General features: G+C 72.7%; 22 protein-coding genes and 1 tRNA gene. 14 read left to right on the plus strand and 9 right to left on the minus strand.

Translation table 11 applies throughout. The annotated features are described in order from the left end of the window. The first annotated feature begins 77 nt into the window (after positions 1-77). Complete coding sequence (locus ACYVKZ_RS17700) at positions 78-413, plus strand: hypothetical protein (RefSeq protein ID WP_460993570.1); 336 nt, start codon at positions 78-80, stop codon at positions 411-413. Positions 414-519: 106 nt separating this feature from the next. Continuing rightward, a tRNA-Tyr gene (locus tag ACYVKZ_RS17705) sits at positions 520-601 on the plus strand. 86 nt (positions 602-687) lie between these two features. Here ACYVKZ_RS17705 and ACYVKZ_RS17710 read toward each other — a convergent pair. Both ACYVKZ_RS17710 and ACYVKZ_RS17715 read right to left on the minus strand, forming a co-directional pair. Next, on the minus strand, positions 688-1,719 hold the full coding sequence (locus tag ACYVKZ_RS17710; protein ID WP_460993571.1) for an NAD-dependent epimerase/dehydratase family protein: 1,032 nt from the start codon (positions 1,717-1,719) through the stop codon (positions 688-690). A gap of 38 nt (positions 1,720-1,757) precedes the next feature. After that, the gene (locus ACYVKZ_RS17715) at positions 1,758-2,828 is read right to left on the minus strand and encodes a glycosyltransferase (protein ID WP_460993572.1); all 1,071 of its coding nucleotides are present in this window, start codon (positions 2,826-2,828) and stop codon (positions 1,758-1,760) included. Between the two features lie 123 nt (positions 2,829-2,951). Here ACYVKZ_RS17715 and ACYVKZ_RS17720 point away from each other — a divergent pair, with 123 nt between their 5' ends. The 3 genes from ACYVKZ_RS17720 (at position 2,952) to trxA (ending at position 5,166) form a co-directional block, all read left to right on the plus strand. Continuing rightward, on the plus strand, positions 2,952-3,401 hold the full coding sequence (locus tag ACYVKZ_RS17720; RefSeq protein WP_460993573.1) for a MarR family winged helix-turn-helix transcriptional regulator: 450 nt from the start codon (positions 2,952-2,954) through the stop codon (positions 3,399-3,401). Next, positions 3,398-4,666, plus strand: a complete 1,269-nt coding sequence (locus ACYVKZ_RS17725; RefSeq protein WP_460993574.1) for an MFS transporter — start codon at positions 3,398-3,400, stop codon at positions 4,664-4,666. Before ACYVKZ_RS17720 ends, ACYVKZ_RS17725 begins: the two co-directional genes overlap by 4 nt. 122 nt (positions 4,667-4,788) lie before the next feature. Further along, complete coding sequence (trxA, locus tag ACYVKZ_RS17730; RefSeq protein WP_066499745.1) at positions 4,789-5,166, plus strand: thioredoxin; 378 nt, start codon at positions 4,789-4,791, stop codon at positions 5,164-5,166. 75 nt (positions 5,167-5,241) lie between these two features. On the opposite strand, the gene ACYVKZ_RS17735 is transcribed toward trxA, so the two are convergent. Continuing rightward, positions 5,242-5,520 carry a putative quinol monooxygenase gene (locus ACYVKZ_RS17735; protein WP_460993575.1) on the minus strand — a complete coding sequence of 93 codons (279 nt, stop codon included), beginning with the start codon at positions 5,518-5,520 and terminating at the stop codon, positions 5,242-5,244. A gap of 34 nt (positions 5,521-5,554) precedes the next feature. Between ACYVKZ_RS17735 and ACYVKZ_RS17740 the strand changes: the two genes are divergently transcribed. Both ACYVKZ_RS17740 and ACYVKZ_RS17745 read left to right on the plus strand, forming a co-directional pair. Next, entirely contained in the window at positions 5,555-7,255 is a 1,701-nt protein-coding gene (locus ACYVKZ_RS17740) for an AMP-binding protein (protein WP_460993576.1), read from the plus strand. A 195-nt stretch (positions 7,256-7,450) separates the two neighbouring features. After that, on the plus strand, positions 7,451-8,329 hold the full coding sequence (locus tag ACYVKZ_RS17745; protein WP_460993577.1) for a cyclin family protein: 879 nt from the start codon (positions 7,451-7,453) through the stop codon (positions 8,327-8,329). Positions 8,330-8,632: 303 nt separating this feature from the next. On the opposite strand, the gene ACYVKZ_RS17750 is transcribed toward ACYVKZ_RS17745, so the two are convergent. The 3 genes from ACYVKZ_RS17750 to ACYVKZ_RS17760 are packed head-to-tail and all read right to left on the minus strand — an operon-like array spanning position 8,633 to position 11,538. Next, positions 8,633-9,256 carry a hypothetical protein gene (locus ACYVKZ_RS17750; protein WP_460993578.1) on the minus strand — a complete coding sequence of 208 codons (624 nt, stop codon included), beginning with the start codon at positions 9,254-9,256 and terminating at the stop codon, positions 8,633-8,635. Positions 9,257-9,287: 31 nt separating this feature from the next. After that, the gene (locus ACYVKZ_RS17755; protein WP_460993579.1) at positions 9,288-10,481 is read right to left on the minus strand and encodes an SLC13 family permease; all 1,194 of its coding nucleotides are present in this window, start codon (positions 10,479-10,481) and stop codon (positions 9,288-9,290) included. 22 nt (positions 10,482-10,503) lie between these two features. Next, positions 10,504-11,538, minus strand: coding sequence for a DNA-3-methyladenine glycosylase family protein (locus tag ACYVKZ_RS17760; protein ID WP_460993580.1), 1,035 nt, complete (start codon positions 11,536-11,538; stop codon positions 10,504-10,506). A 146-nt stretch (positions 11,539-11,684) separates the two neighbouring features. Between ACYVKZ_RS17760 and ACYVKZ_RS17765 the strand changes: the two genes are divergently transcribed. Beyond that, a complete protein-coding gene (locus ACYVKZ_RS17765; protein ID WP_307004647.1) occupies positions 11,685-12,083 on the plus strand; it encodes a VOC family protein in 399 nt (132 codons plus the stop codon). 26 nt (positions 12,084-12,109) lie between these two features. Here ACYVKZ_RS17765 and ACYVKZ_RS17770 read toward each other — a convergent pair whose 3' ends face one another. Genes ACYVKZ_RS17770 through ACYVKZ_RS17780 form a run of 3 tightly spaced genes read right to left on the minus strand, consistent with a single transcriptional unit; the run spans position 12,110 to position 18,067 of the window. Then, on the minus strand, positions 12,110-15,742 hold the full coding sequence (locus tag ACYVKZ_RS17770; protein ID WP_460993581.1) for an error-prone DNA polymerase: 3,633 nt from the start codon (positions 15,740-15,742) through the stop codon (positions 12,110-12,112). Between the two features lie 34 nt (positions 15,743-15,776). Then, positions 15,777-17,387 (minus strand): DNA polymerase Y family protein, encoded by a 1,611-nt coding sequence (locus ACYVKZ_RS17775; RefSeq protein WP_460993582.1) that lies wholly within the window; start codon positions 17,385-17,387, stop codon positions 15,777-15,779. Beyond that, positions 17,384-18,067 (minus strand): hypothetical protein, encoded by a 684-nt coding sequence (locus tag ACYVKZ_RS17780; RefSeq protein ID WP_460993583.1) that lies wholly within the window; start codon positions 18,065-18,067, stop codon positions 17,384-17,386. The genes ACYVKZ_RS17775 and ACYVKZ_RS17780 overlap by 4 nt, the downstream gene beginning before the upstream one ends. A gap of 130 nt (positions 18,068-18,197) precedes the next feature. Here ACYVKZ_RS17780 and ACYVKZ_RS17785 point away from each other — a divergent pair, with 130 nt between their 5' ends. The 6 genes from ACYVKZ_RS17785 to ACYVKZ_RS17810 all read left to right on the plus strand — a co-directional run bounded on the left by ACYVKZ_RS17785 (position 18,198) and on the right by ACYVKZ_RS17810 (position 24,758). After that, entirely contained in the window at positions 18,198-19,583 is a 1,386-nt protein-coding gene (locus tag ACYVKZ_RS17785) for a cystathionine beta-synthase (protein ID WP_307004640.1), read from the plus strand. A gap of 11 nt (positions 19,584-19,594) precedes the next feature. Then, complete coding sequence (locus ACYVKZ_RS17790; RefSeq protein WP_307004638.1) at positions 19,595-20,761, plus strand: cystathionine gamma-synthase; 1,167 nt, start codon at positions 19,595-19,597, stop codon at positions 20,759-20,761. A gap of 77 nt (positions 20,762-20,838) precedes the next feature. Continuing rightward, positions 20,839-21,783 carry a cytochrome b/b6 domain-containing protein gene (locus ACYVKZ_RS17795; RefSeq protein WP_460993584.1) on the plus strand — a complete coding sequence of 315 codons (945 nt, stop codon included), beginning with the start codon at positions 20,839-20,841 and terminating at the stop codon, positions 21,781-21,783. Positions 21,784-21,838: 55 nt separating this feature from the next. Continuing rightward, positions 21,839-23,368 carry a sensor histidine kinase gene (locus tag ACYVKZ_RS17800; protein WP_460993585.1) on the plus strand — a complete coding sequence of 510 codons (1,530 nt, stop codon included), beginning with the start codon at positions 21,839-21,841 and terminating at the stop codon, positions 23,366-23,368. Beyond that, positions 23,365-24,066, plus strand: a complete 702-nt coding sequence (locus ACYVKZ_RS17805) for a response regulator (protein ID WP_460993586.1) — start codon at positions 23,365-23,367, stop codon at positions 24,064-24,066. Before ACYVKZ_RS17800 ends, ACYVKZ_RS17805 begins: the two co-directional genes overlap by 4 nt. Before the next feature lie 38 nt (positions 24,067-24,104). Continuing rightward, positions 24,105-24,758 (plus strand): MOSC domain-containing protein, encoded by a 654-nt coding sequence (locus tag ACYVKZ_RS17810; RefSeq protein WP_460993587.1) that lies wholly within the window; start codon positions 24,105-24,107, stop codon positions 24,756-24,758. Positions 24,759-25,031: the final 273 nt, after the last annotated feature.

The following is a 25,031-nucleotide window of genomic DNA, read 5'->3' on the forward strand; positions in this document are numbered from 1 at the left end:
CTCACAGCCGAAGCCCAGTCGGATCGCAAGCGGGACTGCGAGCGTTGGGACCACTGAAGGCTCGCGAGGGAGGATCCATGGCGGAGAACGCGCCACGCTCCGACAACGGGGTTCCGGCGAAGGCGCCGGACGATGCAGCACCGAAGAAGTCGATCGCCGGCAGGGCCGCCGCGGCGGCCGGGGGAGTGGTCGCCGCCGCGACCCTCGCCGCCGGCATCGCAATGTCACCGGCCCCCGCGGCCTCCGCACGGCTCGACGGCGTGCATGCGGACCTCGCGCGGGCCGTGGCCCTGAGGCAGATCACCGACGAGCAGGCGGCGTTCTTCGAGGCCCAGGTGGCCCGCGCCATCGCCTCCGAGGAGGCGCCCCAGACGGGCGACGGCGAGGGCGTACCCGCCGCCGGAACCGCCTGATCCCGGGGCTTCGAGGCCGATTCGACGCGTGGACGAATGTTCTGTAAGGTTGTCTTGCTCGCACCGCGGAACACGGCTTGGCCGTTCGTTGCGCGGCGTGGCGTTCGGCAGATTACCCGAGCGGCCAAAGGGGGCTGACTGTAAATCAGCTGGCATTGCCTACGGGGGTTCGAATCCCTCATCTGCCACCGAACGAAGGGCCCGGCCTCATCCATGAGGCCGGGCCCTTCGGCTGTTTCCAGGCCCCGGCGGCTGTTTCCGCGCGCGGACGGCGTCAGTTCTCGGCGGCCTGGTCCCCGGGCCGCAGTGCCGCCGAGGCGGGGACGCCGGATGCCTCCTGCATGCCGCCGAGGACCGCGGTGACGGCCTCCTGCGAGGAGCGGTGCGGCTGCCAGCCCAGCGCCGAGCGGATCCGAGTGGTGTCCATGATCGGCACCTGGACGGCCATGTCGATCCAGCCCGGGTCGGTGCGCTGGATCCGCAGCTTCCAGGACAGCCACACGAGGGCGCGCAGCACGGCCGCCGGAAGCGGCACCGACTTCCTGGCCCCCAGCACCGGGGGGAAGGTGGTCGGGTCGAGCACAGGCTCGGCGGCCACGTTGAACGCACCCCGGGCCCGGGCCGTGAGCACCTTGGCGTAGGCGTCGGCCACGTCTTCAGCATGGACGGCCTGGAAGACCATCGTGGGCGGCATCGGCAGCACCGGGACCCGTGACCGCGCGATCTGCTGCGGGATGAACCGTCCCAGGAAGTAGCGCCCCACCTCGGACGCCTGCCCCGACTGGAAGATCAGCCCCGGCCTCAGCCGTGCCACGGTGATGTCCTGGTGGTCGGCCTCGAAGCGGTCCAGCAGCCGTTCCACCGCGGCCTTCTGCCGGCTGTAGTGCGAGGTGTGGAGGCCCCCGGTTGGCCAGGACTCGTCGACTCGCTCGTCCTTGGGCCCCGGGCTGTAGGCCCCCACCGAGGACGCGTAGACGACGTGCTTCACCCCGGCCTCGGCCGCCGCCTCGAAGACCTGCCAGCTGCCCTCCACGTTGACCCGGTGGAGATCGTCCTGGTGGTGGTTGGGCTGGATGATCCACGCGAGGTGCACCACGGCGTCGCACCCCCCGAACGCGGTGCGCAGTGCCGGGACCGCGTCCGGCGATCCGATGTCGACCTGGTGCCACGAGACGCTCCGGTAGGGCTCGGCGCCCGGGTCCGGGCGCCGGGCGACGCCGACGAGCTCGTGCCCGCCCGCCGCGGCCAGCGTCCTCAACAGCGCGGTCCCCACGTTCCCCGTGGCCCCGACGATGGCGATGCGCATGGTTGCTCCTAGCGTCATGGTGGTCGCTGTCCTGCTGCTCATTCCCGCTCGGCGCGCCGGGCAACCATCTCGAGCACGTCCGCGCCCCGGGCGCGCCCGTCGAGGGCGCGGGCGCGCTCGCCCATCCGGGCGGCCGCGTCGCGGTGCGGGCCGTCCGCGAGGAGCTCCTCCACCGCCGCCCGGATCCGCGCGGGCCGCGCCGAGCGGGACAGGCGGCGGCCGACGCCGGCCCGCTGGACCGCCGCCCCGATCCACGGCTGGTCGGTGGCCCGGTCCAGCGGCAGCACGAGCAGCGGGACGCCGTGGGCCAGCGCGGCCACCGCGGTGCCGTGGCCGCCATGGCTGACCACGAGGGAGGCCTCCGGCAGGAGCTCGGTGTGCGGGCGCCAGCCGTGCACCTCGACGTCGGCGGGGATCCTCAGGGCCCCGGCGGCCAGCCCCGAGCCGAGGGTCGCCACGACCCGGGCGGGGAGGCCCTCCACGGCGTCGAGCACCCTCTGCCACGTGGGCACCAGGGCCGGGTACGGGGCGGTGCTCAGGGAGAGGACCACGGTGGGCACGGCGGGCCGCGCCGGGACGGCGCGGACCATGGGGCCGATGTGGACGACGTCGCCGTGGCCGCGGTCCAGCGCGGGGATCGTCGGCGCCAGGACGGGCCTGCCGGCGTTGAGCAGGCGCAGGACCCGGAGCCCCCGCACGCGCAGCACGGCGTCGAGGGAGGGGAGCACCCGGCGGAGTACCCCATCGAGGGTGTGCTCGAGGACCACGTACTCGCGCCCGGCCCGCCGCAGCGCGTCCATCACTCCGAACAGGGCCACGTCCACCACGATGACGTCGGCCGGATGGGCGGCCAGCTCAGCGAGGGCGTCGCGCCGCATCGCGGGGTCGGACGCGATCCGCACCATGTCCAGGGGGGTGGAGCCGGAGGGGAATGTCCGGCTGGTGGAGAAGGAGGCGAAGCGGACCCCGCGGGCGGCGAAGTCCGGGGCCTGCGGGGCGTCGCCGAGCACGCTGACCGCGTGGCCCCGCAGCGCGAGCTCTTCGACGAGGGCCACGGCCGGGACCTTGTTGCCGCCGCCGTCCCACGTCACGAACAGGAATCTGGCCACTGTCCCTTTCCGCGGGCCGGTACCGGCCCTCCCGCGCGCCATGCTACGGGGGAGGACGCCCCGGGTCGAGCAGCATGCGGGCGACTTTGACTTTAGGGTCCCTAACTATTAGGGTACCTAAATATGAACAAGGAGCTTGCCGCGCTGGCCGAGGCCTTCCGGGACGCCATCCGCTACGGCACCTACATGGCCCGGCGGCTCGACGAGCTCTCAGAGCTCTCCGCGGCCCAGCTGAGCGTCCTGAACATGGTCGCCGGCGAGGGCCTGCGGATGGGCGCCATCGCCAAGAACCTCGGCGTGCGCGTTCCCACGGCCACCGAGCAGGTGGCCCGGCTCGAGAAGGCCGGGCTCCTCGAGCGGTGCAGCGACCCGCGCGACGCGAGGGCCGTCGTCGTCCGCCGGACCCCCGAGGGCGACGCGACGGCGCAGCGTGCCAACACCCGCCGCACGGAGCGGATGGCCGCCGCCCTCGCAACGCTCAGCGACGGCGAGCGCGCCGCCCTTGCGGCCGCGTTGCCCGTGATGGACAAGATCAACCAGTACGTGATGAAGAACCAGGAGCTGCCTGCATGACCGCCGAGACCGGCGTCCAGCCCGAATCCCACTCCCACCCCGCGCCCGCGGCCCAGCACGGCCCGGCCCCGCACGAGACGCTCGAGGCCGAGAAGGCCTCCTTCTTCCGCCAGCCCAAGGCCGTCTGGGCCACGGCCGCGGCCTCTGTCTTCGCCTTCATGGGCATCGGCCTCGTCGACCCGATCCTCCCCGCGATCGCCCAGAACCTCGACGCGAGCCCCAGCCAGGTCTCGCTGCTGTTCACGAGCTACTTCCTCGTCACCGCGGTGATGATGCTCGTCACCGGCTGGGTCTCCTCCCGGATCGGCGGCAAGAAGACGCTCCTGATCGGTCTTGCGCTCATCGTGGTCTTCGCGAGCCTGTCGGGCACGAGCCAGAGCGTCGCCGAGCTCATCGGTTGGCGCGCCGGCTGGGGCCTCGGCAACTCCCTCTTCGTGGCGACCGCGCTCGCGGTGATCGTCGGCGTCGCCTCCGGCGGGACGTCCACGGCCATCATCCTCTACGAGGCGGCCCTCGGCCTGGGCCTCTCGCTCGGCCCGCTCGCCGGCGCGCTCCTGGGCGGCTGGCAGTGGCGCATGCCGTTCTTCGGCACCGCGACGCTCATGGCCATCGCCTTCATCGCGATCCTCGCGACCCTCCCGAAGACCCAGCCCTCGGCGAAGAAGACCCGGTTCCGCGATCCCCTCCTGGCCCTCGGCCACGCCGGGCTGCGCTCGGTGGCCGGCAGCGCGTTCTTCTACAACTTCGGCTTCTACACCGTGCTCGCCTTCGTGCCGTTCATCCTCGGCATGGGCGCCTACGGCATCGGCGCGGTGTTCTTCGGCTGGGGCGTGGCCCTCGCCCTCTGCTCGGTCTTCGTGGCCCCGCAGCTGCAGGCCCGGTTCGGCGACGTCAAGGTCCTCGCCGGCACGCTCGCCGGGCTCGCCCTGGTCCTGGTCGGCATGGCCGTCTCCGCGGCCGCCCACGCCGTCCCCGCCGTGGTGGTCCTGACGATCGTCGCCGGAGCGCTGCTCGGCATCAACAACACCGTCTACACCGAGCTCGCGATGGGCGTCTCCGACGCGCCGCGGCCCGTGGCGAGCGCCGGCTACAACTTCGTGCGCTGGATGGGCGGGGCCCTCGCCCCCTTCATCGCCACCTGGCTGGGCGAGACCTATGGCGCGCCGGTCCCGTTCTACGCCTCCGCCGTGGCGCTCATGGTCGCGATGGCGATCGCCCTCGGCGGCAGGAAGTACGTCCAGGCGCACGAGCCCGCGGCGGTTTGAGCCTCGGCCCACGGGGAAGGAGGCCGGGAGCGCGGACCCGCGGGAATGAAACCCCCATGGGTATCGTTGAGACTTCCATACCGACCCCGCAGGGGACCCGCACAGAGAGCAAGGAGCGCGGCATGGCAACGAAGAACGTCACCGGCGAAGACTTCGCCGAGGTCATCGAGAAGAACGACATCGTCCTGGTGGACTTCTGGGCGTCGTGGTGCGGCCCGTGCCGCCAGTTCGCCCCGACCTACGAGGCCGCGTCCGAGAAGCACCCGGACGTCGTCTTCGCCAAGGTGGACACGGAGGCCGAGCAGATGCTCGCCGCCCAGGCGAACATCACCTCGATCCCGACCCTCATGGCGTTCCGCGAGAAGGTCCTCGTCTTCTCGCAGCCCGGCGCCCTCCCGGCTTCTGCCCTCGAGCAGGTCATCACGGCGGTGAAGGACCTCGACATGGAGGACGTCCACAAGAAGGTGGCCGAGGCGCAGGCCCAGGGGCCGCAGAACTGACGCACCGCGCAGCCGGTGCGAGAACGGCGCCGCTCCCAGCAGCTGGGGGCGGCGCCGTTCCTGCGTCCCGGGAGACTAGAGGCGCTCGATCTTCACCGGCTGGGCCAGGAGCGCACTCAGCGACTCGTTGAGGTCCTGCACCGCCACGCCCTTCGAGTGCCGGTCGAGGTCCTCCTCGGAGGCCCAGAGCTCGGAGAGGACGAGCCGGTCCTCGGACTCGTCCGTGATCTCGTACTGGAGGCAGCCGGGCTCGCGCTGGACCTCCTCGATCGCGATGTCGAGGGCGAGCTTGACGCGGAAGAACTCGCCCTCGTTGGGGATGAAGGTCGCCTGCAGGCGCACGGGATCAGTCATGGTCGCCAGCCTACCGAGTTGGTAGCTTTCATCCATGCAGAGCTCCTACACGGCAGGCGAGACGACGATGTCCCTGCTCGAAGAGACCATCGGGGCGAACTTCGCCCGCACCGCGGGGCAGCACGCGCAGCGCGAGGCCCTCGTGGAGGCAGCCGGTGACGGCCGCGCGGACGCGGCCCGCCGCTGGACCTACGCCGAGCTCGCGCACGACGTCGATGCCGCCGCCCGCGGGCTCCTCGCCGCGGGCGTCGCGAAGGGCGACCGCGTGGGGATCTGGAGCCCGAACTGCGCCGAATGGACCGTGATCCAGTACGCGACGGCGGCCATCGGCGCCATCCTCGTCAACGTCAACCCGGCCTACCGCGCCCACGAGCTGCAGTTCGTGGTCCGGCAGAACGGCATGCGCATGCTCGTCGTCGGCCCCAGCGACCGCACGAGCGAGTACGTCGCGATGGCCCGCGCCGCGCTCGCCGAGTGCCCCGATCTGCGCGAGCTCGTGTTCCTGCCGGCGCCCCACGCCCCGGGCGAGGCCCTGTTCGAGCCCGGTGTGCCGGCGTCGGACGGCGAGACGACCTGGGAGGCGCTCGTGGCCCGCGCGGGCGAGGTGCCGGCGTCGGCCGTCGAGGAGCGGGCGGCGACACTGGCAGCGGACGATCCCATCAACATCCAGTACACCTCCGGCACCACCGGCTTCCCCAAGGGCGCTACCCTCACGCACCGGAACATCCTCAACAACGGGTTCGCGATCGGCGAGCTGCTCGGCTACGCGCCCGAGGACCGGGTGGTCATCCCGGTGCCCTTCTACCACTGCTTCGGCATGGTCATCGGCAACCTCGCGGCGTACTCGCACGGGTGTGCCACGATACTGCCGGGCCGGGGCTTCAGGCCCGACGCGGCCCTGCGCGCCGTCCAGGACTTCGGCGGCACCTCCCTCTACGGCGTCCCGACCATGTTCATCGCCGAGCTCGCGCTGGACGACTTCGCCTCGTACCGGCTCGGCACGCTGCGCACGGGCGTCATGGCCGGCTCGACGTGCCCGGTCGAGGTCATGGAGCGCGTCATCGCCGACATGCACATGGAGGGGGTGGCCATCTGCTACGGCATGACCGAGACGTCGCCGGTCTCCACCATGACCCGCGCCGGCGACTCGCTCGCCCAGCGCACGGGCACCGTGGGGCGGACCATGCCGAACCTCGAGAGCAAGGTCGTGGACCCGGCGACCGGCGAGACCGTGGAGCGCGGGGTGATCGGCGAGCTGTGCACCCGCGGCTACGCCGTCATGGCCGGCTACTGGGACCAGCCGGACAAGACAGCCGAGGCCATCGACGCGGACGGCTGGATGCACACCGGCGACCTCGCCCGCATGGATGAGGACGGCTACGTGATGATCGAGGGGCGGATCAAGGACATGGTGATCCGTGGGGGTGAGAACGTCTACCCGCGCGAGATCGAGGAGTTCCTCTACCGGCACCCGGCCATCCAGGACGTCCAGATCATCGGGGTCCCGGATGCGACCTACGGCGAGGAGCTCATGGCGTGCATCATCCTCCGGCCCGGCGCGCAGCCGCTCACCGCCGAGGACGTCGCCGAGTACTGCCGGGGCGAGCTGGCGCACTACAAGGTGCCGCGCTACGTGGACATCCGGGAGTCGTTCCCCATGACCGTCTCGGGGAAGGTCCGCAAGGTGCAGATGCGCGAGGAGGCGGTGGCCAGGCTGGGCCTCGGCGCCCGCTGAGCCCCCGCGCGAGCTGACTCGATTAATCCACTGTGTACATATCTACGTATGGGGGAAATTCTCGGACTGTTCTTGAGAATCGCGTCTGCGATATTTACGGGATGGTTGATTGGGCTTCTTTACAAACTAATCCAACGCAGTTCTGTCGAGAATGGCGATTGGCCGGCCGCCTATGTTCCATGGACCTACGCATCGGTGCAAGAGCTCATCTCTCATGGAAACGTAAAGTTCGTTAGATATATTGCGTTTCGCGCGCTCCCCCCGGCGCTCATCCTTACACTTTATGCTGCAGTACTGGTGAAGTACGCGCCCGACCTGCCTGTCGCTCCGTTTGTCCTCTTAGCCACACTCGTGTATCTCATCTTCACAATAGGAAGACGGTTCTTCAAGAAGTGGATAACACTTGCTGAGAAAAGGTTGCTCATAGCCGCAGCTACTGTTGTGATCACCGTAGCATTGGTGGTCGCTGTCTTAGCTTCAATTCCCGCGTCTGCGTCATATGTTGTCAGGCTCGCCCCATCCGTATCTGGAGTCGTGGACAGTCTCTGGGCGTCTTTAATCGCCGCGTTAGTTGTTGTCGCCTACCTTGACTCCACAAATATGCGCCGTCTCCCTGCCCGTCAGCACGACCCAGCCATGTTCGATCGCTTTGTTGCTGAGGCTCATTCTCGCAACATGACGCGTTTCGGTCGGCTGATCGAGGATGCTGGGAGTGACCCACGGGTAAAACTCACTCTTAGCGCAGTGCTTATCGTTGAACAGGTCAACCGCCCTGCCATGTTTCGGTTGTTAGAGCGTGTGTTCGTGCTGATCTTCCGACGCGGAGCAACCCAGGGGGTCGCGCAAGTATGGTCGACGTCCGCGATTTCGGACGAGCGCAGCGTCGAGTTAGCGATCGAAAAGATCTCCGCAGCCGTCGTAGCAAGTCCGATTGACGGTGGCGACGCCTTCAGCAATCTTATGCCTGCACTTATGGACTACAACGATGATCCCAATTATCCGGAATACGCAAGGCCAGTTGTGGATGCACTGCTGCGACTATTCCCATGGGAGTTCGGGTCAGCCTCTGGCTGATTTCTCGCGTGATTGGTCTAGCGACTGCGTGCGACGTTCGCTTTTCGGCCCTGAAACCGCGGTTACGCAAGCGGCCATATTTGGTTGGCGCAAACGCTGGATCAGGACGAAGTCCGTCCCTTAGATCAAGATGTGGCCCTGAAGAGTTGGGGTGCGGATTCTGGGCGTGCGGCGCGGGTCTAGGACTAGGTCCTCTCGTATTAGGGGGGGCATTGGATTGAGTGCGAGCCGGTGCCCACCGGTCGGTTGCGGTGGTTCTGGGTATGGCGGGCCCAGTTTCGAGGGCCCGTCACCGTGGGTCATTCACGGGGCCGGGGGAAGGCGGGGTGGCCGACGAGAGGGCGGAGCGCCAGGTTGCGGCGGCTCTGGACGCTGCGGCGGGCCGGGGCGGTGCGGGGGGCCAGGATGATGTGGTACGCCCGGGTGCGGCGGCGGCCCCGGTGGCGGCGTGCCCTGTGCCAGGGGAGCAGGGTGGTCGCGCCCAGCGTGGTGGGGGCCCGCGTCGCTCGTGTCCGGGGAGCCGACTTCGACGTCCTGCGAGGTGACCTCGGCGGTGGCGGACCCGACCTCGGCGTCCTGTGGGGTGACCTCGGCGGTGCCGGAGTCCGCGGTGAGGCCGTAGTGGTCCCGGAGCTCGGCCGCCTGGTCCTCGCTCAGGCCGCCACGGTCGGAGGCGACGCGCGGGGCGGACCGGATGGCGTCGGCGTCGAAGGCGACCCGAACCGCGGAACCGTCCACGCTCGCCCCGTCGAGGGGCACGAACCGCTGGGTGATCCCGAAGAAGCCGGCCCGGACGGACACGAAGGCCGGGGAGGCACCGGAGGCGTCGAGGACGATCTGGTCGATGGAGCCGAGGTCTGTGCCGTCGGCGCCGACCAGCCGTCCGCCGGCCTCGAGCACTCCGTCAAGCTCTGCGCGGGTGACCATGCGCCGATCCTCTCACGCGCCCCGGCCCGGGTCACCCGAGCGCCGCGAGCAGCGCCGCCGGGACCACCATCAGCGGGACCAGCACGGCGCCGGCCGCGGCGTACCCCCACCACGAGATCCCCACGCCGAGACGCCGGAGCTGTTCGTGCCAGATGAGCGTGGCCAGGGACGCCCACGGCGCCACGAGCGGGCCGGCGTTGACCCCGACGAGCAGCGCGGTGAGCCGCGCCGGGCCCCCCGCAGCCTGCTCGAACGCGAGGTACGCCGGCAGGTTGTTGATCACGTTCGCTCCCACCGCGCCCACCGCGGCGACCCGCACGAGGCTGCCGGGGCCGTCGCCGGTGCCGAGCGCCGCGGCCGCGAGCTCGCGGGCACCGACGTACTGGAGCGCCTCCATGACGAGGAACAGGCCGGCGGCGAAGACGAGCAGCTGCCACGGTACGAGCGCCCACTTCAGCACCCCGCGGCGTCGTGCACCGAAGGCGACGAGCAGGACGAGGGCCGCCGCCGTCGACGGGATCCACACCGGCACTCCGGTGACGAGGGCCGGGAGGAGGAGGGCGAGGACGCCGGCGCCGAGGCCGAGCAGCACGGGGTCGGTCGAGGTCGCGGGGGTGCCGCCGCCATCGCTCGGAGCGGACTGGACGCGGCCCAGCCGGACGCTGTTGTACCGTCCGGCGAGCTCGCGGCGGAACACGAGGGCCACGGCCGCGACCGGCACCGCGGCGCACCACAGCGCGGGCAGCGCCATCCGCGCGGCGAACTCGCCCGGGGACACGGATCCGAGCGCGTGCAGGGCGAGGAGGTTGGTGAGGTTCGAGACCGGCAGCAGCAGCGAACCGGTGTTCGCCAGCCACACCGTGGTGAGCGCGAAGGGCAGCGGCGGCAGCCCGCACCGCCTGGCGAGGACCACCACGATCGGGGTCAGCAGCACCGCCGTGGTGTCGAGGGACAGGAACACCGTGGCGGCCAGGGACAGGCCGACCACGAGCAGCCACAGCACCCAGACGCGCCCGCGGCCCCAGCGCCGGAAGTAGGAGGCCATCCACTCGAACAGCCCGGCGGCGTTGAGGAGCTCGGTCACCACCGTGACGGCGGCGACGAACGCGAGGATGGGGCCCACGCGCTCGGCGAGGGCGCCGACCGCAGGCCAGGGGAGGATGCCCGCGGCCGCAGCGGCGGCGCCGAGGACGAGCAGGAGGGCTCCGACGACGGCCAAGGGCATGGGCACAGTCTAGGGGGGAGCCTCAGTGCCGGCGGTGATCCTGGATCGTGATCCTCGCCCCATAGCGCGGGGCCCTTACGCCCGAGAGGCCGAGGAGCCGCACGACCCGCTGCCGGTGGCCGCGCCACGGCTCGAGGAGGCGCAGCATGCCGGCGTCGTCGGTCCGGGCGCCTGTGAGGGCGTAGCCCACGAAGTGGGCGAGGTGGTAGTCGCCCACCGAGATCGAATCGGGGTCCGCGTGAGTCCGCTGCGTGACCTCCGCCGCGGTCCACACGCCGATGCCGGGGATGGTCTGCAGGGCCGCAGAGGCCTCGGCGGCCGTCCGGACCGCGAGCCGCTCGAGCGCCGCGGCGGAGCGCAGCGCCCGCATGACGGTGTCGGAGCGCTGCGGCCCGACGCCCGCCCGGTGCCACTCCCAGGAGGGGATCCCGAGCCAGGCCCGTGCGTCCGGGGCGACCATGAGGCCGGCCGGCGCGATCCGCCCGGCGCCGGGCGCGGGCGTGCCGTAGCGGCGCACGAGGTACCGGTAGGCGCGCCGCGCCTCGAGGGTCGTGACCTTCTGCTCGAGGATGGTCGGCACGAGCGCCTCCACGACGCGCCCCGTGGCCGGCAGCCTGAAGCCGGGATGGCGCCGCCTCGACTCCCGCACCAGGCGGGGGAGCCCGGCGAGGAAGGCCTCGTCGTCGAACGCCGACCAGTCGTCGTCCAGCCCCAGCATCGCGGGCGCCGAGGCGACGGCCGACGCCGCCCCGTCGCCCCACGCGCGGAGCGTCACCGTTCCGGGGCGCCCGGCCGCGCGCCGGTGGACGGCGAGGAGGGCGGCGGGGCCCTCCGGGGTGGCGAAGGCTGCCCAGAGGCCGCCCGGATGCGGCGCGAAGCACGGGTCGCCGTCCCCCCGCTGGAGGGGGAACCAGGTCGCGGCCAGGGAGTAGTGCTCGGGGGCCTCCCAGGCGCCCTCGGCGTCCGCGTGCCCGGGCCCGGCGCCGCCCGCGGCCGGGGCCGCAGCAGGTGCCGCGGCAGGCGCCGCGGTCCGAGGCGGTGGGGGAGCGAGAGTCACCGGAGCATCATGCCACGGGCCGCCGACAGAAGCCGGAGGGTGTGTCCTTCTGCCCTAGCCCGTGCGCGCCCGCAGGGCGACAATCCGACTGCCTGAGGCTTCCATTGAGAGCAGGCTTCCAACGAGCATGAAAGGACTGCAGCGCCATGGCCGGAGGAGTCGTCCATTTTGAGATCCCGCTCGATGACGTGGAGCGGGGGCGCCGGTTCTTCGCCGAAGCGTTCGGATGGGAGATCAACCCGTTGCCGGAGATGGAGTACACCCTGGTGGGGACCACGCCCCTGGACGAGCAGGGCAGGCCGGCGGAGGCCGGTTCGATCAACGGCGGGATGTTCGCGCGCGGCGCCCAGGCGCCGTCGTCCGCGCCGGTGGTCACCATCGACGTCGAGGACATCGACGCGGCCCTGGCGAAGATCGAGTCCCTCGGGGGCTCCACGGTCCTCCCGCGCATGCCCGTAGGAGAGATGGGCTTCACCGCGTACTTCAAGGACACCGAGGGCAACGTCCTGGGGCTGTGGGAGACCCGCAGGGCGGAGGCCGGCTAGCGGTCCCGACAGGCCGGGCGCGCGGCTCACCTGAAGTCGCGGCTGGAGGTCTTCGCCTTCAGGGGCAGGGCCTCGAGCCGGTCTGCGACCAGGTTGGTCACGCCCTCCTTCGAACGCTCCAGCACCCCGCGGATCACCATGGCGGGCGCGGCCTGGGCAACGCGCCGGTAGCGGGTCCAGACGCCGATGCTGCACACCACATTGAGGATCCCCGTCTCGTCCTCGACGTTCATGAACGTGATGCCCTGCGCTGTCTGCGGCCGCTGCCGGTGGGTCACGACGCCGGCCACTTCGATCCGGCCCCCCGGCGCGGCGGTGCGGAGCTGGTCGATGCGCAGCACCCCGCGCGCGTCGAGGCGGCCGCGGGCGTGGCGCAGCGGGTGGTCGTCGGTGGCGACGCCGGTGGCCCACAGGTCGTAGGCCACAGCGTCCTCCGCCGCCAGCTCGGGCAGGAGCGGCGGCTGGACGTAGGGCTGGGACCCGGGGAGCTGGCCCGGCCGCTCGAGGGCCGCGGCCCCCGACTGCCACAGGGCCTCCCGCCGGGTGAGGCCGAGCGAGTCCAGCGCCCCGGCCGAGGAGAGCGCCTCGAGCTGCTCCGCCGTGAGCCCGGTGCGCCGGGACAGCTCGGCCAGCTCCCGGAAGGCGCCCCCCGCCTCGCGCTCGGCCACGATCCTCTCGGCGAGGTCCCGGCCGATGCCGCGCACGCTCGAGAGTCCGAGCCTGACCGCGCGGCTGCCGTCCCGCCGGTGGGCGTGGCCCTCGTCGGGGGCCTGCGGGTCGAAGGGGCCGATCGGTGGCTGGACCCGTTCCAGGCACGCGTCCAGGCCCGGGCTTGCCGGGGCCCACGTCGTGGCCGCCGGCCCCGGGGCGCCCGGTGGGCCGGCCGCCGCAGCCTCCCCGCCGCCGTCGTGCGCTCTATCGTGCGGCTCCAGGTACGCGTCCGCCCGCGAGCGGAGGATGTCCGGGCGGAGTACGGTGACGCCGTGCCGGCGCGCGTCCGCCACGAGGGTCTGGGGCGAGTAGAAGCCCATGGGCTGGGCCCGCAGGAGCGCGGCGAGGAAGGCGCCGGGGTAGTGCAGCTTGAGCCACGAGCTCGCGTACACGAGCACCGCGAAGCTGATGGAGTGGGACTCGGCGAAGCCGAAGTCGGCGAACGCCGCGATCTGGGTGTAGATCGCCTTCGACTCCTCGGGGGTCAGCCCGTTCGCGGCCATGCCGGCGAAGAGCTTCTCCTTCAGGCTCCCGATCTTCTCGACCCCCCGCTTGGAGCCCATGGCCCGGCGCAGCAGGTCCGCGTCCTCGGCCGTGCAGCCGCCGATCGCCATGGCCATCTGCATGAGCTGCTCCTGGAACAGGGGGACCCCGAGGGTGCGCTCGAGCACCGGCTCGAGCAGCGGGTGCGGGTAGGCCACGGGCTCCTCGCCCGCGCGCCGGCGGATGTACGGGTGGACGGCCCCGCCCTGGATCGGCCCGGGCCGGATGAGGGCGATCTCCACCACGAGGTCGTAGAAGCATCGGGGCCGCAGCCGCGGGAGCGTGCTCATCTGGGCCCTCGACTCGACCTGGAACACGCCCACCGAGTCGGCGCGGCACAGCATGTCGTAGACGGCGGCCTCCTCCTTGGGGATGTCCTCGATCCGCCAGCGCACCCCGAAGTGCTCCTCGACCAGGTCGAAGCAGTACTGGAGCGCCGCGAGCATCCCGAGGCCGAGCAGGTCGAACTTGACCAGGCCCATCCACTCGCAGTCGTCCTTGTCCCACTGCAGGACCGTCCGGTTCTCCATCCGGGCGTGCTCGATCGGCACGACCTCGCCCACCGGCCGCTCCGTGAGCACCATGCCCCCGGAGTGGATGCCCAGGTGGCGCGGGTAGCCGAGGAACTGCTCGGCGAGGGCCATGACGCGCGGCGGGATCCCGTCGGCGTCGTCGGACCCGCCGGCCGAGAGGGCGTCCCACCGCTCGAGGCGCTTGGACCAGGCGTCCTGCTGGCCGGGGCCGTAGCCCAGGGCCTTGGCCGCGTCCCGCACCGCGTTCTTGGGACGGTAGCTGATCACGTTGGCGACCTGGGCGGCGTTGGCGCGGCCGTACTTCGCGTACACATGCTGGATCACCTCCTCGCGCCGGTCCGAGTCGAAGTCGACGTCGATGTCCGGCTCCTCCTCGCGCAGGCTCGAGAGGAACCGCTCGAACGGCAGCCGGTACGCGATGCTGTCCACCGCCGTGATCCCCAGCAGGTAGCACACGGCCGAGTTGGCCGCCGAGCCCCGGCCCTGGCAGAGGATGCCCCGGCTGCGGGCGAACCGGACGATCTCGTGCACGATCAGGAAGTAGCCCGGGAAGTCCTTCTTCTCGATCACCGCGAGCTCCTTCTCGAGGCGCTCGCGGACCTCCTCGGGCGGCACGGGCCCCCGCCAGCCCGGCCCCGGGGCGCCGTAGCGGTCCTCGAGACCGAGCTCCACGAGGTCCCGCAGGTGGGACATCGGCGTGCTGCCCGCCGGGACCTCCTGCTTCGGCAGCCTCGGGCGCGCCGAGCGCAGGGGGAAGGCCAGCACGCCGGCGAGGTGCACGGTGTTCTCCACCGCCCCCGGGTAGCGCGCGAACCGGCGGCCCATCTCGGCCCCGCTGCGCAGGTGCGCGCCGTCGGTGGCGGGCAGCCAGCCGTCGAGCTCATCGAGGCTGCGCCGGGCCCGGACGGCGGCCAGTGCGGTCGCGAGCGGGTGCCTCGACGGCGCGGCGAAGTGCACTGCGTTCGTGGCCACGCACGGAAGCCCGGTCCGTGCGGCGATGGCGGCGAGGGCGTCGTTGTGGTCCGTGTCGAGCGGGCTGCCCTGGTCGTAGAGCTCCACGGCGACGCCGTCGCGGCCGAACAGGTCCACGAGCGCCCGGACGGCGCGTTCGGCGGCCGCCTCCCCGTGGCTGGCGAGCGCCCTGCGGACGGCGCCCTTGCGGCAGCCGGTGAGCACCACGCAGTGCCCGCGCAGGCGCTCGGCGAGGTCTTCGAGGACGAACACGGGCCTGCCCTTCTCGGCCTCCCGGGCCAGCTGCCCAGCGGTGATGGCGCCGGCCAGCCGGTGGTACCCCTCCTCGCCGCGGGCGAGGACGAGCAGGTGCTCTCCCTCCGGGTCGGGCCGGCCGTTCTGCGGGGCGGACAGGCCCAGCGAGAGCTCGGCGCCGAACACGGTGGGCAGCCCGTAGGCCTCGGCGGCCTCGGCGAGGCGCACCGCACCGTAGAAGCCGTCGTGGTCCGTGATGGCGAGGGCAGACAGGCCCAGCCGCACAGCCTCCTCGACGAGCTCCTCCGGCGATGACGCGCCGTCGAGGAAGCTGTAGTGCGAGTGGACGTGCAGCTCCGCGTAGGGAACGGCGGACGACGGCGCGCGGCCGCCGGTGCGCGCACCCGCGCCTTCCGCCTCGGTGCCGGCCCCCGTGCTGACGGCGTCTGTCCCCTCCCGCGCCCCGTCCTCGGCGCCGGGGGAGAGCGCCGGGAGGGGGATGTAGGGTCCGCGCTTCCGGGACCAGGCCGGGCTGTCCCCGCCGTCGTGCTCGACGGGGGCCCGGCCGGCCCCGGTGCGTCCGCGGAGCTCGTCCGCGGAGACCTCCTTGCCGTCGAGGATGTCGTGGAGCTGCCGCCAGGGGATCGGCGGATTGGTCCACCCCATCGGTTCCTCCCTCAGTCCTCAGCCGTACCGGCTTTCAGTCGTACCGGGCCTCTGCCCACCACCGGCCGTCCTCGCCCAGCAGCAGCCACGCCTCTCCCTCGCTGTCGAGGATCTGGAAGCGCTCCGCCCGCCGGCTCCCTTCGGCGTCCCACCACCTCTCGCGCAGCGGCCAGGGCCCCGCCCAGCTGCGCACAGCACGCCGGGCCGCGCCGGGGTCCGGTGAGAACCAGGCCGGCGCGGACGCGAGGTGCCCGCGGCCGTCCACCTCGAGGGGGCGCGAGTCGTCCCCGAACAGCGCGACGGGCAGGGGGTCGGCGAACACCGTGGCGGGCAGGGGCGGCGGGACGGCCCCGGGCCAGGGCCGGGAGGCCAGATCCGAGGTCCCGGGCGGGGCCTCCTCGCCCCAGGGCACGAGCAGGCAGCGCTCGGCGAGGAGCCGACCGCCGGCGGCGGCCGCCTGTAGCACCGACCCATGCCCCAGCATCGTCTGGAGGCGGTGCAGGCCGTGGTCGAGCCGCTCGTCCACGCCGCCGAACAGCGTCTGGGTGCGCCGTCCGAGGAGGTCCACCCGCTCCGGGGCCAGACGGATCTGGACCACCGGGGCCGCCAGCGCCTCGCCGGTGGAGAGCCACGGCTGCCGGCCCCGATGCCGGGCCGCCCCCTCGTGGCCGCCGGACTGCAGCTGCCAGCGGACCCGGTCCACCGCGTCGCCCGGCCCGAACTGGTGCGGGTGCCCCCACGAGCGCTCGGAGCGGCCCCCGGCGTCGTCGGTGATCTGCACCCGCAGCTGCGTGCAGGCGAGCCCTGCGCGCACGAGCCCTGCGACGAGGTCCTCGGCGACCGGGCGGAGGGCGAACGCGATCTGGTCGATGCGCTCGAGCCCGGGCTCGAAGTCCACCGAGCGGTCGAGCGGCTCCGGCGGGACCCGGGGCACCACGGGCCGGGGGTCCCGGCCCCGCGCCCGGGCATGGGCGGCGAGGCCCTCGGCGCCGAACCGGGAGCGGACCTCCGCGGCGGGCAGCTCGGCGAAGTCCTCGAGGGTGCGCAGGCCCAGCCGCATCAGCAGGGAGGCGATCCTCGCATCGCCGAGGGCCGCGACGGGCAGGGGCGCGAGGAACCGCGCCGAGGCCCCCGGCTCCACGATCCGCAGGGGGGAGAGCTCCTGGCTGCCCCGCGCCGCCTGCTCGGCGGCGAAGACCGAGTCCGCGATCCCGGCCCGGGCCTCGAGTCCCAGCCGGGCGACCGCCTCGAGGGCGGCGCCCCCGGCCCCCTGCTCGCTGCCGTAGTACCGGGCCGCCCCCGGCGCCCTGAGGGCGCACAGGCCGGGGCGGAGCACCTGGACGCCCGGGACGGCGGTCTCGAGGGCCCGCACCACGGGCTCGAACTCCCGGGCCGAGTGCTCCGGGTCCGCGGGGACCTTGACCAGCTCGGGGCAGCGGGCCTGCGCCTCCCGCACCCGCAGGCCCCGCGCCACGCCGGCGGCCCGCGCCGGGGCGGAGCACACGGCCACGAGGCCCTTCTCGATCACTGCCGCCGCGGCGTGGTCCGGCACCTCCCCGGCCAGGTGCGCGGCCACGAGGGGCCAGTCCGGGAACCAGAGCACGAGCGCCCGCGGCGGCTGGGCGGAGCCCGCCGCCGGGCTCACGGCCGGCTCCCCGCTGCCCGGCGCGGGCCGGGGGCCGGCAGGGCCACGGTCTCGGGCGAGGAGAGGTCCACGGTCGCGGTGCGGAGCCGGCCGCGGTGGTTCGCCCGGAGCTCCACGAGGTGGCGCGCCAGATGCCCGTGGCCCCGGCCGAGGCCCTCCCAGCTCGATCCGGTCAGGCTCAGCGAGGCCTCGCTCTGGGGCCACGGGCCCAGCACCAGCAGGACGCCGGACCGCTCGCGCAGCCGTGAGGCGAGCCGGGAGGCCTCGCCGGGCCGCGCCGGCGTGGGCGGCCGGACCAGGACCAGCGGCAGCACGTCGACCAGGGCGCCGACCGTGGCGAGCCAGTCGGCCCCCGGGTCCGGCACGAGCACGAGGCGGTCGAGGGCGATGCCGAACCCGGCAGCCGCCTCCGCGCCGAAATCCGGGATCCCGGCCACCCCGCACCACTGCCCCTCGGCGGACGGTGCGGCCAGCAGGGCCATGGCCACGGAGAGGCGGGTGTCGAGGGAGTAGGCGGCCCCGCCGCGCAGCCCTGACGGGAACAGGGGCGTCAGGCAGGGGAGGACGGGATGCGAGCCTTGGCGGTTCCGCCGGCCCTGCAGGGTGTGGATGCGCTCCTGGAGCTCGCGCAGCTGACCCGCGGCGGCCGCCGCGGAATCGGAGCTGAGGGCGAGGGACATGCTCCAATTCTCGAAAACATGTTCGAAGAAGTCAATCGGAGCGGCAGGGCTGTTCGAAACTCCGGCCCGTGCGTGAACCCCCGAGTCGGCCGCCTCTGTGCGTCCGGGCCCAGAGGCTACAGTGGGGGTCGTGAAGTATGCCAAGTCCGTCGTCGAACTCATCGGGCACACGCCCCTCGTCCAGCTGAACAAGGTCACCGAAGGCATCAAGGCGACGGTCCTGGTCAAACTCGAGTACCTCAACCCCGGCGGCTCCATCAAGGACCGCATCGCGCTGAAGATGATCGAGCAGGCGGAGGCGGACGGCAAGCTCGGCCCCGGCGGCACCATCGTCGAGCCCACGAGCGGCAACACCGGCGTGGGCCTCGCGCTGGTGGGCCAGCAGAAGGGCTACCGGTGCATCTTCGTGGTCCCCGACAAGGTCGGCGAGGAGAAGCGCGCGGTGCTCGCGGCCTACGGGGCCGAGGTCGTCGTCACCCCGACCGCCGTCCCGCCGGACTCGCCGCAGTCGTACTACGGCGTCTCGGACCGCCTCGTCAGCGAGATCCCCGGCGCGTTCAAGCCGGACCAGTTCTCCAACCCGGGCGCCCCGGCCAGCCACTACGAGACCACCGGACCCGAGATCTGGGCGGACACGGACGGCAGGATCACGCACGTGGTCATCGGCGCCGGCACGGGCGGCACCATCACCGGCACCGGGCGGTACCTCAAGGAGGCCTCCAAGGACCGGCCGGCCTCCGAGGGCGGCCAGGTCAAGGTCATCGGCGCCGACCCCGAGGGCTCCGTCTACTCAGGCGGCACCGGCCGGCCGTACTTCGTCGAGGGCGTCGGCGAGGACATGTGGCCCGGGAACTACGACAAGTCCGTCCCGGACGAGGTCCTGGCCGTCACCGACGCCGAGTCCTTCGCCATGACGCGCCGGCTCGCCCGCGAGGAGGGCCTCCTCGTCGGCGGCTCCTCCGGCATGGCCGTGGCCGCCGCCCTGCGGGTGGCGAAGGACCTGCCCGAGGACGCGGTCGTCGTCGTCGTCCTGCCCGACTCCGGGCGCGGCTACCTCGCCAAGATCTTCAACGACGACTGGATGCGCTCCTACGGCTTCCTCCCGGGCCAGGACGAGAAGACGGTCGGCGACCTGCTCAAGGGCAAGGACGGCCGCCTCCCGGACCTCGTCCACACCCACCCCAACGAGACGGTCCGCGACGTCATCGACATCATGACCGAGTACGGGGTCAGCCACCTGCCCGTGCTCTCGACCGAGCCCCCCGTGGTGATGGGGGAGGTCCTCGGCGCAGTGGACGAGCGCTCGCTGTCCGCGAGCCTGTTCCGCGGGGACGCGAAGCTCACCGACAAGATTTCCGAGCACATGGGCCCGCGCCTGCCCGTCATCGGCTCCCTCGAGGGCCAGGCGGAGCTGCGGAAGATGCTCAGCGAGGACGACGCCGTCATGGTCACCTTCGTCGGTGCGCCCGTCGGCATCCTCACCCGCCACGACCTCCTGGCCAACCTCAACAAGTAAGGGAGACCCCCATGCCTGAGCAGGGCGAGAAGACCACCGGATTCAACACGCGGGCCGTCCACGCCGGCCAGGAGTTCGAGCCGCGGACGGGCGCCGTCGTCCCCCCGCTGCACTTCTCCTCCACCTATGCCCAGGACGGCATCGGCGGCCTCCGCTCCGGCTACGAGTACGGCCGCGGCGGCAACCCGACGCGGGACGCGCTCCAGGAGCAGCTCGCCGCGCTCGAGGGCGGCTCCCACGCCTACTCGTTCGGCTCGGGCCTGGCCGCCGAGGACGCCCTCATCCGCGCCCTGTGCTCGCCCGGGGACCGGATCGTGCTCGGCAACGACGCCTACGGCGGCACCTACCGCCTCATCTCCCGCGTCCTCGCCCCGTGGGGCATCGGAAACCAGCCCGTCGACATGTCCGACCTCGACGGCGTGCGCGCCGCGGTCGCCGAGGGCGGGGCCCGCCTCGTGTGGGTCGAGACCCCCTCGAACCCGATGATGAAGATCACCGACATCGCGGCCCTCGCCGAGCTCGCGCACGACGCCGGGGCCCTCCTCGTCGTGGACAACACCTTCGCGTCCCCGTACCTGCAGAACCCCCTGGCGCTCGGTGCGGACGTGGTGGTCCACTCGACCACCAAGTACATCGGCGGCCACTCGGACGTGGTGGGCGGCGCCGTCGTCGTCAACGACGGCGAGCTCGCGGAGAAGATCGGCTTCGTCCAGTTCGCGGTCGGGGCCGTCTCCGGCCCCATGGACGCCTTCCTCACCACGCGCGGCCTCAAGACGCTCGGCGTGCGCATGGAGCGGCACTCCGACAATGCGCAGAAGATCGCCGAGTGGCTCGTGGGCCGCCCCGGCGTCGACCAGGTGCTCTACCCCGGCCTGCCCGAGCACCCGGGCCACGAGCTCGCGGCGAAGCAGATGCGCCGGTTCGGCGGCATGGTCTCGGTGCAGTTCGTGGGCGGAGAGGCCGCGGCCCGCACGGTCGCCGAGTCCACGCGCCTGTTCACCCTCGCCGAGAGCCTCGGCGGCATCGAGTCGCTCATGAACTACCCGTCCGAGATGACCCACGCGTCCGTGAAGGGCACCGAGCTGGCCGTCCCGGTCAACCTGCTGCGCCTCTCGGTGGGCATCGAGGACGTCGATGACCTCATCGCCGACCTGGACGCGGCCATCTCCCGGCTCTGACCCGCCGCGACTCGCCCGTCCCCGGCCCCGCCCTTCTCCCGGCCCCCACCCATCCGACACTCCCAAGGACTCCCTCCATGCCGCAGAGCTCCCCTGCGAAGCCCGGACTGACCCGGGCGCCGTGGTTCCGGCCGACGGCGGTCGGCGTCGGCGCCGTCGTCGTGCTCGCGATCGTCGTCCTCGGCGCGAAGTGGCTGCGCAGCACCGCGGCGGTCTCGCAGTTCATCGCGACGTACCCCGGCCACGCCCCGCTGCCCAGCTGGGCACCCGTCGGGCTGCCCGCGTGGCTGAACGTGCTGCACTTTCTGAACATGATGTTCCTGACGCTGATCGTGCGCACCGGCCTGCAGGTCCGGTTCACCACCCGGCCGCAGGGCTTCTGGAAGCGCAGCAACAAGGGGTTCCTCAAGACCAAGGGCCAGCCGAAGAAGATCAGCCTCGACCTGTGGCTCCACCTGTGCCTCGACGCCCTGTGGGTCCTGAACGGCGTCGTGTTCTTCGTGCTCATGTTCGCCACCGGCCACTGGGTCCGGCTCGTGCCGACCTCGTGGGACGTGTTCCCGCACGCGGTGTCCGCGGCCCTGCAGTACGCCTCGCTCGACTGGCCGCTCGAGGACGGCTGGGTCAACTACAACGCGCTCCAGCAGCTGACCTACTTCGCGGTCGTGTTCCTCGCCGCCCCGCTCGCGATCCTCACGGGCCTGCGCATGTCCGCCGTCTGGCCCACGAACGCCAGGGCCCCACGCCTGAACAAGGCCTACCCGATGGAGTGGGCCCGCCGCGTGCACTTCCCGGTGATGGGCTTCTTCGTGGTCTTCGTGATCGTCCACGTGGTCCTCGTGCTCACCACCGGGGCGCTGAAGAACCTCAACCACATGTTCGCCGCGCACGACGGCGGGGACTGGCTCGGGTTCATCCTCTTCGCCGTCGGAGTGCTCGTCATCGCCGGCCTCTGGCTCCTCGCCCGGCCGCTGTTCCTGCGGCCGGTGGCCTCCCTCATGGGCTCGGTGACCCGGAACTGACCCGGACCTGCCCCGGGCGGCGCCCCGGCGCGGGCCGGCCTGCCACAATGGCCGCATGAGCCAGCGGACCCCGTTCCTCCCGGCGCCCGAGCACCGGCTCCGGCTCGCGGAGCTGGGCGTCCTCGACCGCCGGCGCACGCTGGTCGGGCTCGCCCTCGCCGTCGTCCTGCCCGCGCTCGTGCAGCTCGCGGCCGCCCCGCTGCTCGCGGACGGCCGCGGCGGGAGGGCCCTTGCGACCGTCGAGCTCCTGCAGCTGCTGGCCGCGGTCCTGGTCGCGCTCGTGGGCGGCCTGTGGCCCGCGGTGGTCGCGGCGGTGGCCGGCAGCCTCGCGCTCAACTGGTTCACCGCCGATCCCGTGGGCAGCCTGAGCGTCGCCCAGCCGGAGGCCGTCGTCGGCCTCCTCGTCTTCCTCGCCGTCGCCTGCGCGGTGGCCCTCGCCGTCGGCGCCGCGACGCGCCGCTATGAGCAGGCGACACGCGCGGCCGCGGAGGCGGACGCCATGACCGAGCTCGCCCTCGGCATCCTCGGCTCGGCCGGCGGGACCGAGGAGTTCCTCGAGCGGGTGCGCTCGACCCTGGGCCTGCGGGCCGTCACGCTGCTCGCCCGGCGCCCCGCCGAGGACCCGCCGGCCGCGTCCGGGCAGGCGCCGGGCTGGGACGTGCTCGCCACCGCGGGGGAGGCGCCCCCGGTCTCGCACGCGGCGGCGGACGACGCCGTGGCCCCCGACGGCTACTACACCCTCCTCGCCTCCGGGCACCCGCTCGATTCCGGCGAGCGGCGCACGCTGGAGGCCTTCGGCGTCTACCTCGTCGCGATGCGCGAGCGCGCGCAGCTGGCGCGCAGCCGCGAGGCCAACCGCCGGCTCGAGGAGGGCAACTCGATCCGCACCGCGATCCTCCAGGCCGTCTCCCACGACCTGCGCACCCCGCTGGCCGGGATCAAGCTCAGCGTGAGCAGCCTGCGCCAGTCCTCCGTCGAGTTCACCCCGGAGGAGGAGGCCGAGCTCCTGGGCACCATCGAGGACTACACGGACCGCCTCTCCCACGTGGTCGGGAACCTGCTGGACATGTCGCGCATCTCCGCCGACACCGTCAGGCCGCTCCTGCGTCCCGTGTCGTGGCGCGAGGTCCTGCCCCGGGGCCTCGCCGGCCAGGACCGCGTGGCGGACCTCATCCCCGCCAACGCGCCGGCGGTCGACGCCGACCCGGTGCTGCTCGAGCGCGCCGTGGCCAACCTGGTCGAGAACGCCCTGCGCTACGCCCCGGGGGCAGCCGTGGAGCTCACCGCCCGCAGCGGCGCGCAGGACGAGCGGGGCCGGCCCTGCGGGGTGCTCCGGGTGGTGGACCACGGAGCCGGGATCCCGCCCGAGGACCTCCTCCTCGTGTTCCGGCCGTTCCAGCGCCTCGGCGACGTCGCGGCCCAGGGCGGGGTGGGGCTCGGGCTCGCCGTCGCCAAGGGTTTCGTCGAGGCGATGGGCGGGCGGATCGAGGCCGAGGAGACGCCCGGGGGAGGGCTCACCATGTCCGTGTCCCTCCCGCTCTCCCAGGGCGCGCCGGCGCTGGCGGCCCGGGAGGGGGCCCCATGAGCCAGGCAGCCCACGCCCCCGTGCCCACCACGGTCCTCATCGTGGAGGACGAGGCGCGCTTCGCCCGGGCCCTGCAGATCAACCTGCGGGTCCACGGGTACGAGGCCGTCACCGCGCCCACCGGCGAGGATGCCCTCGAGATCGCCGCGGCGCGCAGCGTGGACATCGTGGTGCTCGACCTCGGCCTGCCCGGCATCGACGGGATCGAGGTGATCCGGCGGCTGCGGGGCTGGACCGACGTGCCCATCATCGTCCTCTCCGCCCGGCACGGCTCCGAGGACAAGGTCGAGGCCCTCGATGCGGGCGCCGACGACTACGTGACGAAGCCGTTCGGGCTCGAGGAGCTGCTCGCGCGGCTGCGCGCCGCTGCCCGCCGGGGGCCCAGGACGGGGGAGGCCCCCCGCCTGCAGGCCGGCGACCTCAGCGTGGACCTCGCCGCCCGGCGCGTGGCCGTCCGGGGCGCCGAGGTGCGCCTCACACCCACGGAGTGGAACATCCTGGCCCTCCTCGTGCGCCGCGCCGGCCAGCTCGTGACCCAGCGCGAGATCCTCACCCAGGTGTGGGGCCCGGCCTACGCCAAGGAGACCCAGTACCTGCGCGTGTACCTGGCCCAGCTGCGGCGCAAGCTCGAGGAGGACCCCGCCCGCCCCCGGCACCTCCACACCGAGGCCGGAATGGGCTACCGTTTCGACCCGTGAGGGGTCCCGCCGGCGGTGCCGCGGGTACGCTGGTGGCCATGAAGACCGCCCGCGTCGTCGCCGTCTGCCGCGTCCACCAGCTGCTCGCCGACGCCGGCACGGTGGGGGTGACCGCGATCGACAAGCGGCCCGTCGAGGGCCCCGTGCGGATCCGGCGCCTCGGCCTCCACGGCGACGTCCAGGCCGACCGCGCGAACCACGGCGGCGAGGACAAGGCGGTGTACGCCTACTCGGAGGACGACGCCGCCCTGTGGGCCCGCGAGCTCGGCCGCGAGATCCCGCCCGGGCTCTTCGGCGAGAACCTCCGCATCGACGGGATCACGGCGAGCAACGCCGTGGTCGGCGAGCGGTGGCGCTTCTCCTCCGGCGCGGTGCTCGAGGTGACGATGCCGCGCATCCCGTGCGCGACCTTCGCCCGGCGCATGGGCGAGGACGGATGGGTGTCGTGGTTCACCCGCGCCGGGCTCTCCGGCGCCTACCTCCGCGTCATCACGCCGGGGGACATCGAGGCCGGCTCGCAGTTCGGGATCGAGCACGTGCCCGACCACGGGGTCCGGGTGGGGGCGTGGCTCGCGGACCCGACGGCCGAGATGGCCGAGGCCCTCCTCGATGCCGAGGCCGACGACGGCCTCCGGCTGGCCCCCGCCCTGCGGAAGTACGTCGTGGCAGCCGCCGGGCGCGGCCGGGAGTAGCCGCCGCCGGTCGCACGACTGTGCCCGACCTCACGGCCGCGGAATCGCCCGAGGGGAGGGGCGGCGTCGTGCGTCCTGTATGATGGATACATCCCCCACTTTCCGGAATTCCCTTCTCCTGCCCAATTCTTGAGGCAGGACTGGTGTGTGTTGGGGCCCGCGATGCGGGCAATCGCATAGGGGAGTCCGGCTGAAGCAAACGCTGTACGGGTGCATGTGGTGCCGAATGCAGCGTAGTAGCCCTGCCTGGGATTGAGAGAGCGCCGGGCCTGA

This window comes from Sinomonas soli (assembly GCF_054782415.1).

Excerpts from the sequence above, each read along its gene's own strand:
- ACYVKZ_RS17750 (WP_460993578.1), bottom strand. The coding sequence starts at position 9,256 with ATGGTCACCCGCGCAGAGCTTGACGGAGTGCTCGAGGCCGGCGGACGG.
- trxA (WP_066499745.1), top strand. The coding sequence starts at position 4,789 with ATGGCAACGAAGAACGTCACCGGCGAAGACTTCGCCGAGGTCATCGAG.
- ACYVKZ_RS17795 (WP_460993584.1), top strand. The coding sequence starts at position 20,839 with ATGCCGCAGAGCTCCCCTGCGAAGCCCGGACTGACCCGGGCGCCGTGG.
- ACYVKZ_RS17740 (WP_460993576.1), top strand. The coding sequence starts at position 5,555 with ATGCAGAGCTCCTACACGGCAGGCGAGACGACGATGTCCCTGCTCGAA.
- ACYVKZ_RS17700 (WP_460993570.1), top strand. The coding sequence starts at position 78 with ATGGCGGAGAACGCGCCACGCTCCGACAACGGGGTTCCGGCGAAGGCG.
- ACYVKZ_RS17810 (WP_460993587.1), top strand. The coding sequence starts at position 24,105 with ATGAAGACCGCCCGCGTCGTCGCCGTCTGCCGCGTCCACCAGCTGCTC.
- ACYVKZ_RS17800 (WP_460993585.1), top strand. The coding sequence starts at position 21,839 with ATGAGCCAGCGGACCCCGTTCCTCCCGGCGCCCGAGCACCGGCTCCGG.
- ACYVKZ_RS17755 (WP_460993579.1), bottom strand. The coding sequence starts at position 10,481 with ATGCCCTTGGCCGTCGTCGGAGCCCTCCTGCTCGTCCTCGGCGCCGCC.
- ACYVKZ_RS17770 (WP_460993581.1), bottom strand. The coding sequence starts at position 15,742 with ATGGGGTGGACCAATCCGCCGATCCCCTGGCGGCAGCTCCACGACATC.
- ACYVKZ_RS17790 (WP_307004638.1), top strand. The coding sequence starts at position 19,595 with ATGCCTGAGCAGGGCGAGAAGACCACCGGATTCAACACGCGGGCCGTC.
- ACYVKZ_RS17735 (WP_460993575.1), bottom strand. The coding sequence starts at position 5,520 with ATGACTGATCCCGTGCGCCTGCAGGCGACCTTCATCCCCAACGAGGGC.
- ACYVKZ_RS17725 (WP_460993574.1), top strand. The coding sequence starts at position 3,398 with ATGACCGCCGAGACCGGCGTCCAGCCCGAATCCCACTCCCACCCCGCG.
- ACYVKZ_RS17805 (WP_460993586.1), top strand. The coding sequence starts at position 23,365 with ATGAGCCAGGCAGCCCACGCCCCCGTGCCCACCACGGTCCTCATCGTG.
- ACYVKZ_RS17720 (WP_460993573.1), top strand. The coding sequence starts at position 2,952 with ATGAACAAGGAGCTTGCCGCGCTGGCCGAGGCCTTCCGGGACGCCATC.
- ACYVKZ_RS17710 (WP_460993571.1), bottom strand. The coding sequence starts at position 1,719 with ATGCGCATCGCCATCGTCGGGGCCACGGGGAACGTGGGGACCGCGCTG.
- ACYVKZ_RS17765 (WP_307004647.1), top strand. The coding sequence starts at position 11,685 with ATGGCCGGAGGAGTCGTCCATTTTGAGATCCCGCTCGATGACGTGGAG.
- ACYVKZ_RS17780 (WP_460993583.1), bottom strand. The coding sequence starts at position 18,067 with ATGTCCCTCGCCCTCAGCTCCGATTCCGCGGCGGCCGCCGCGGGTCAG.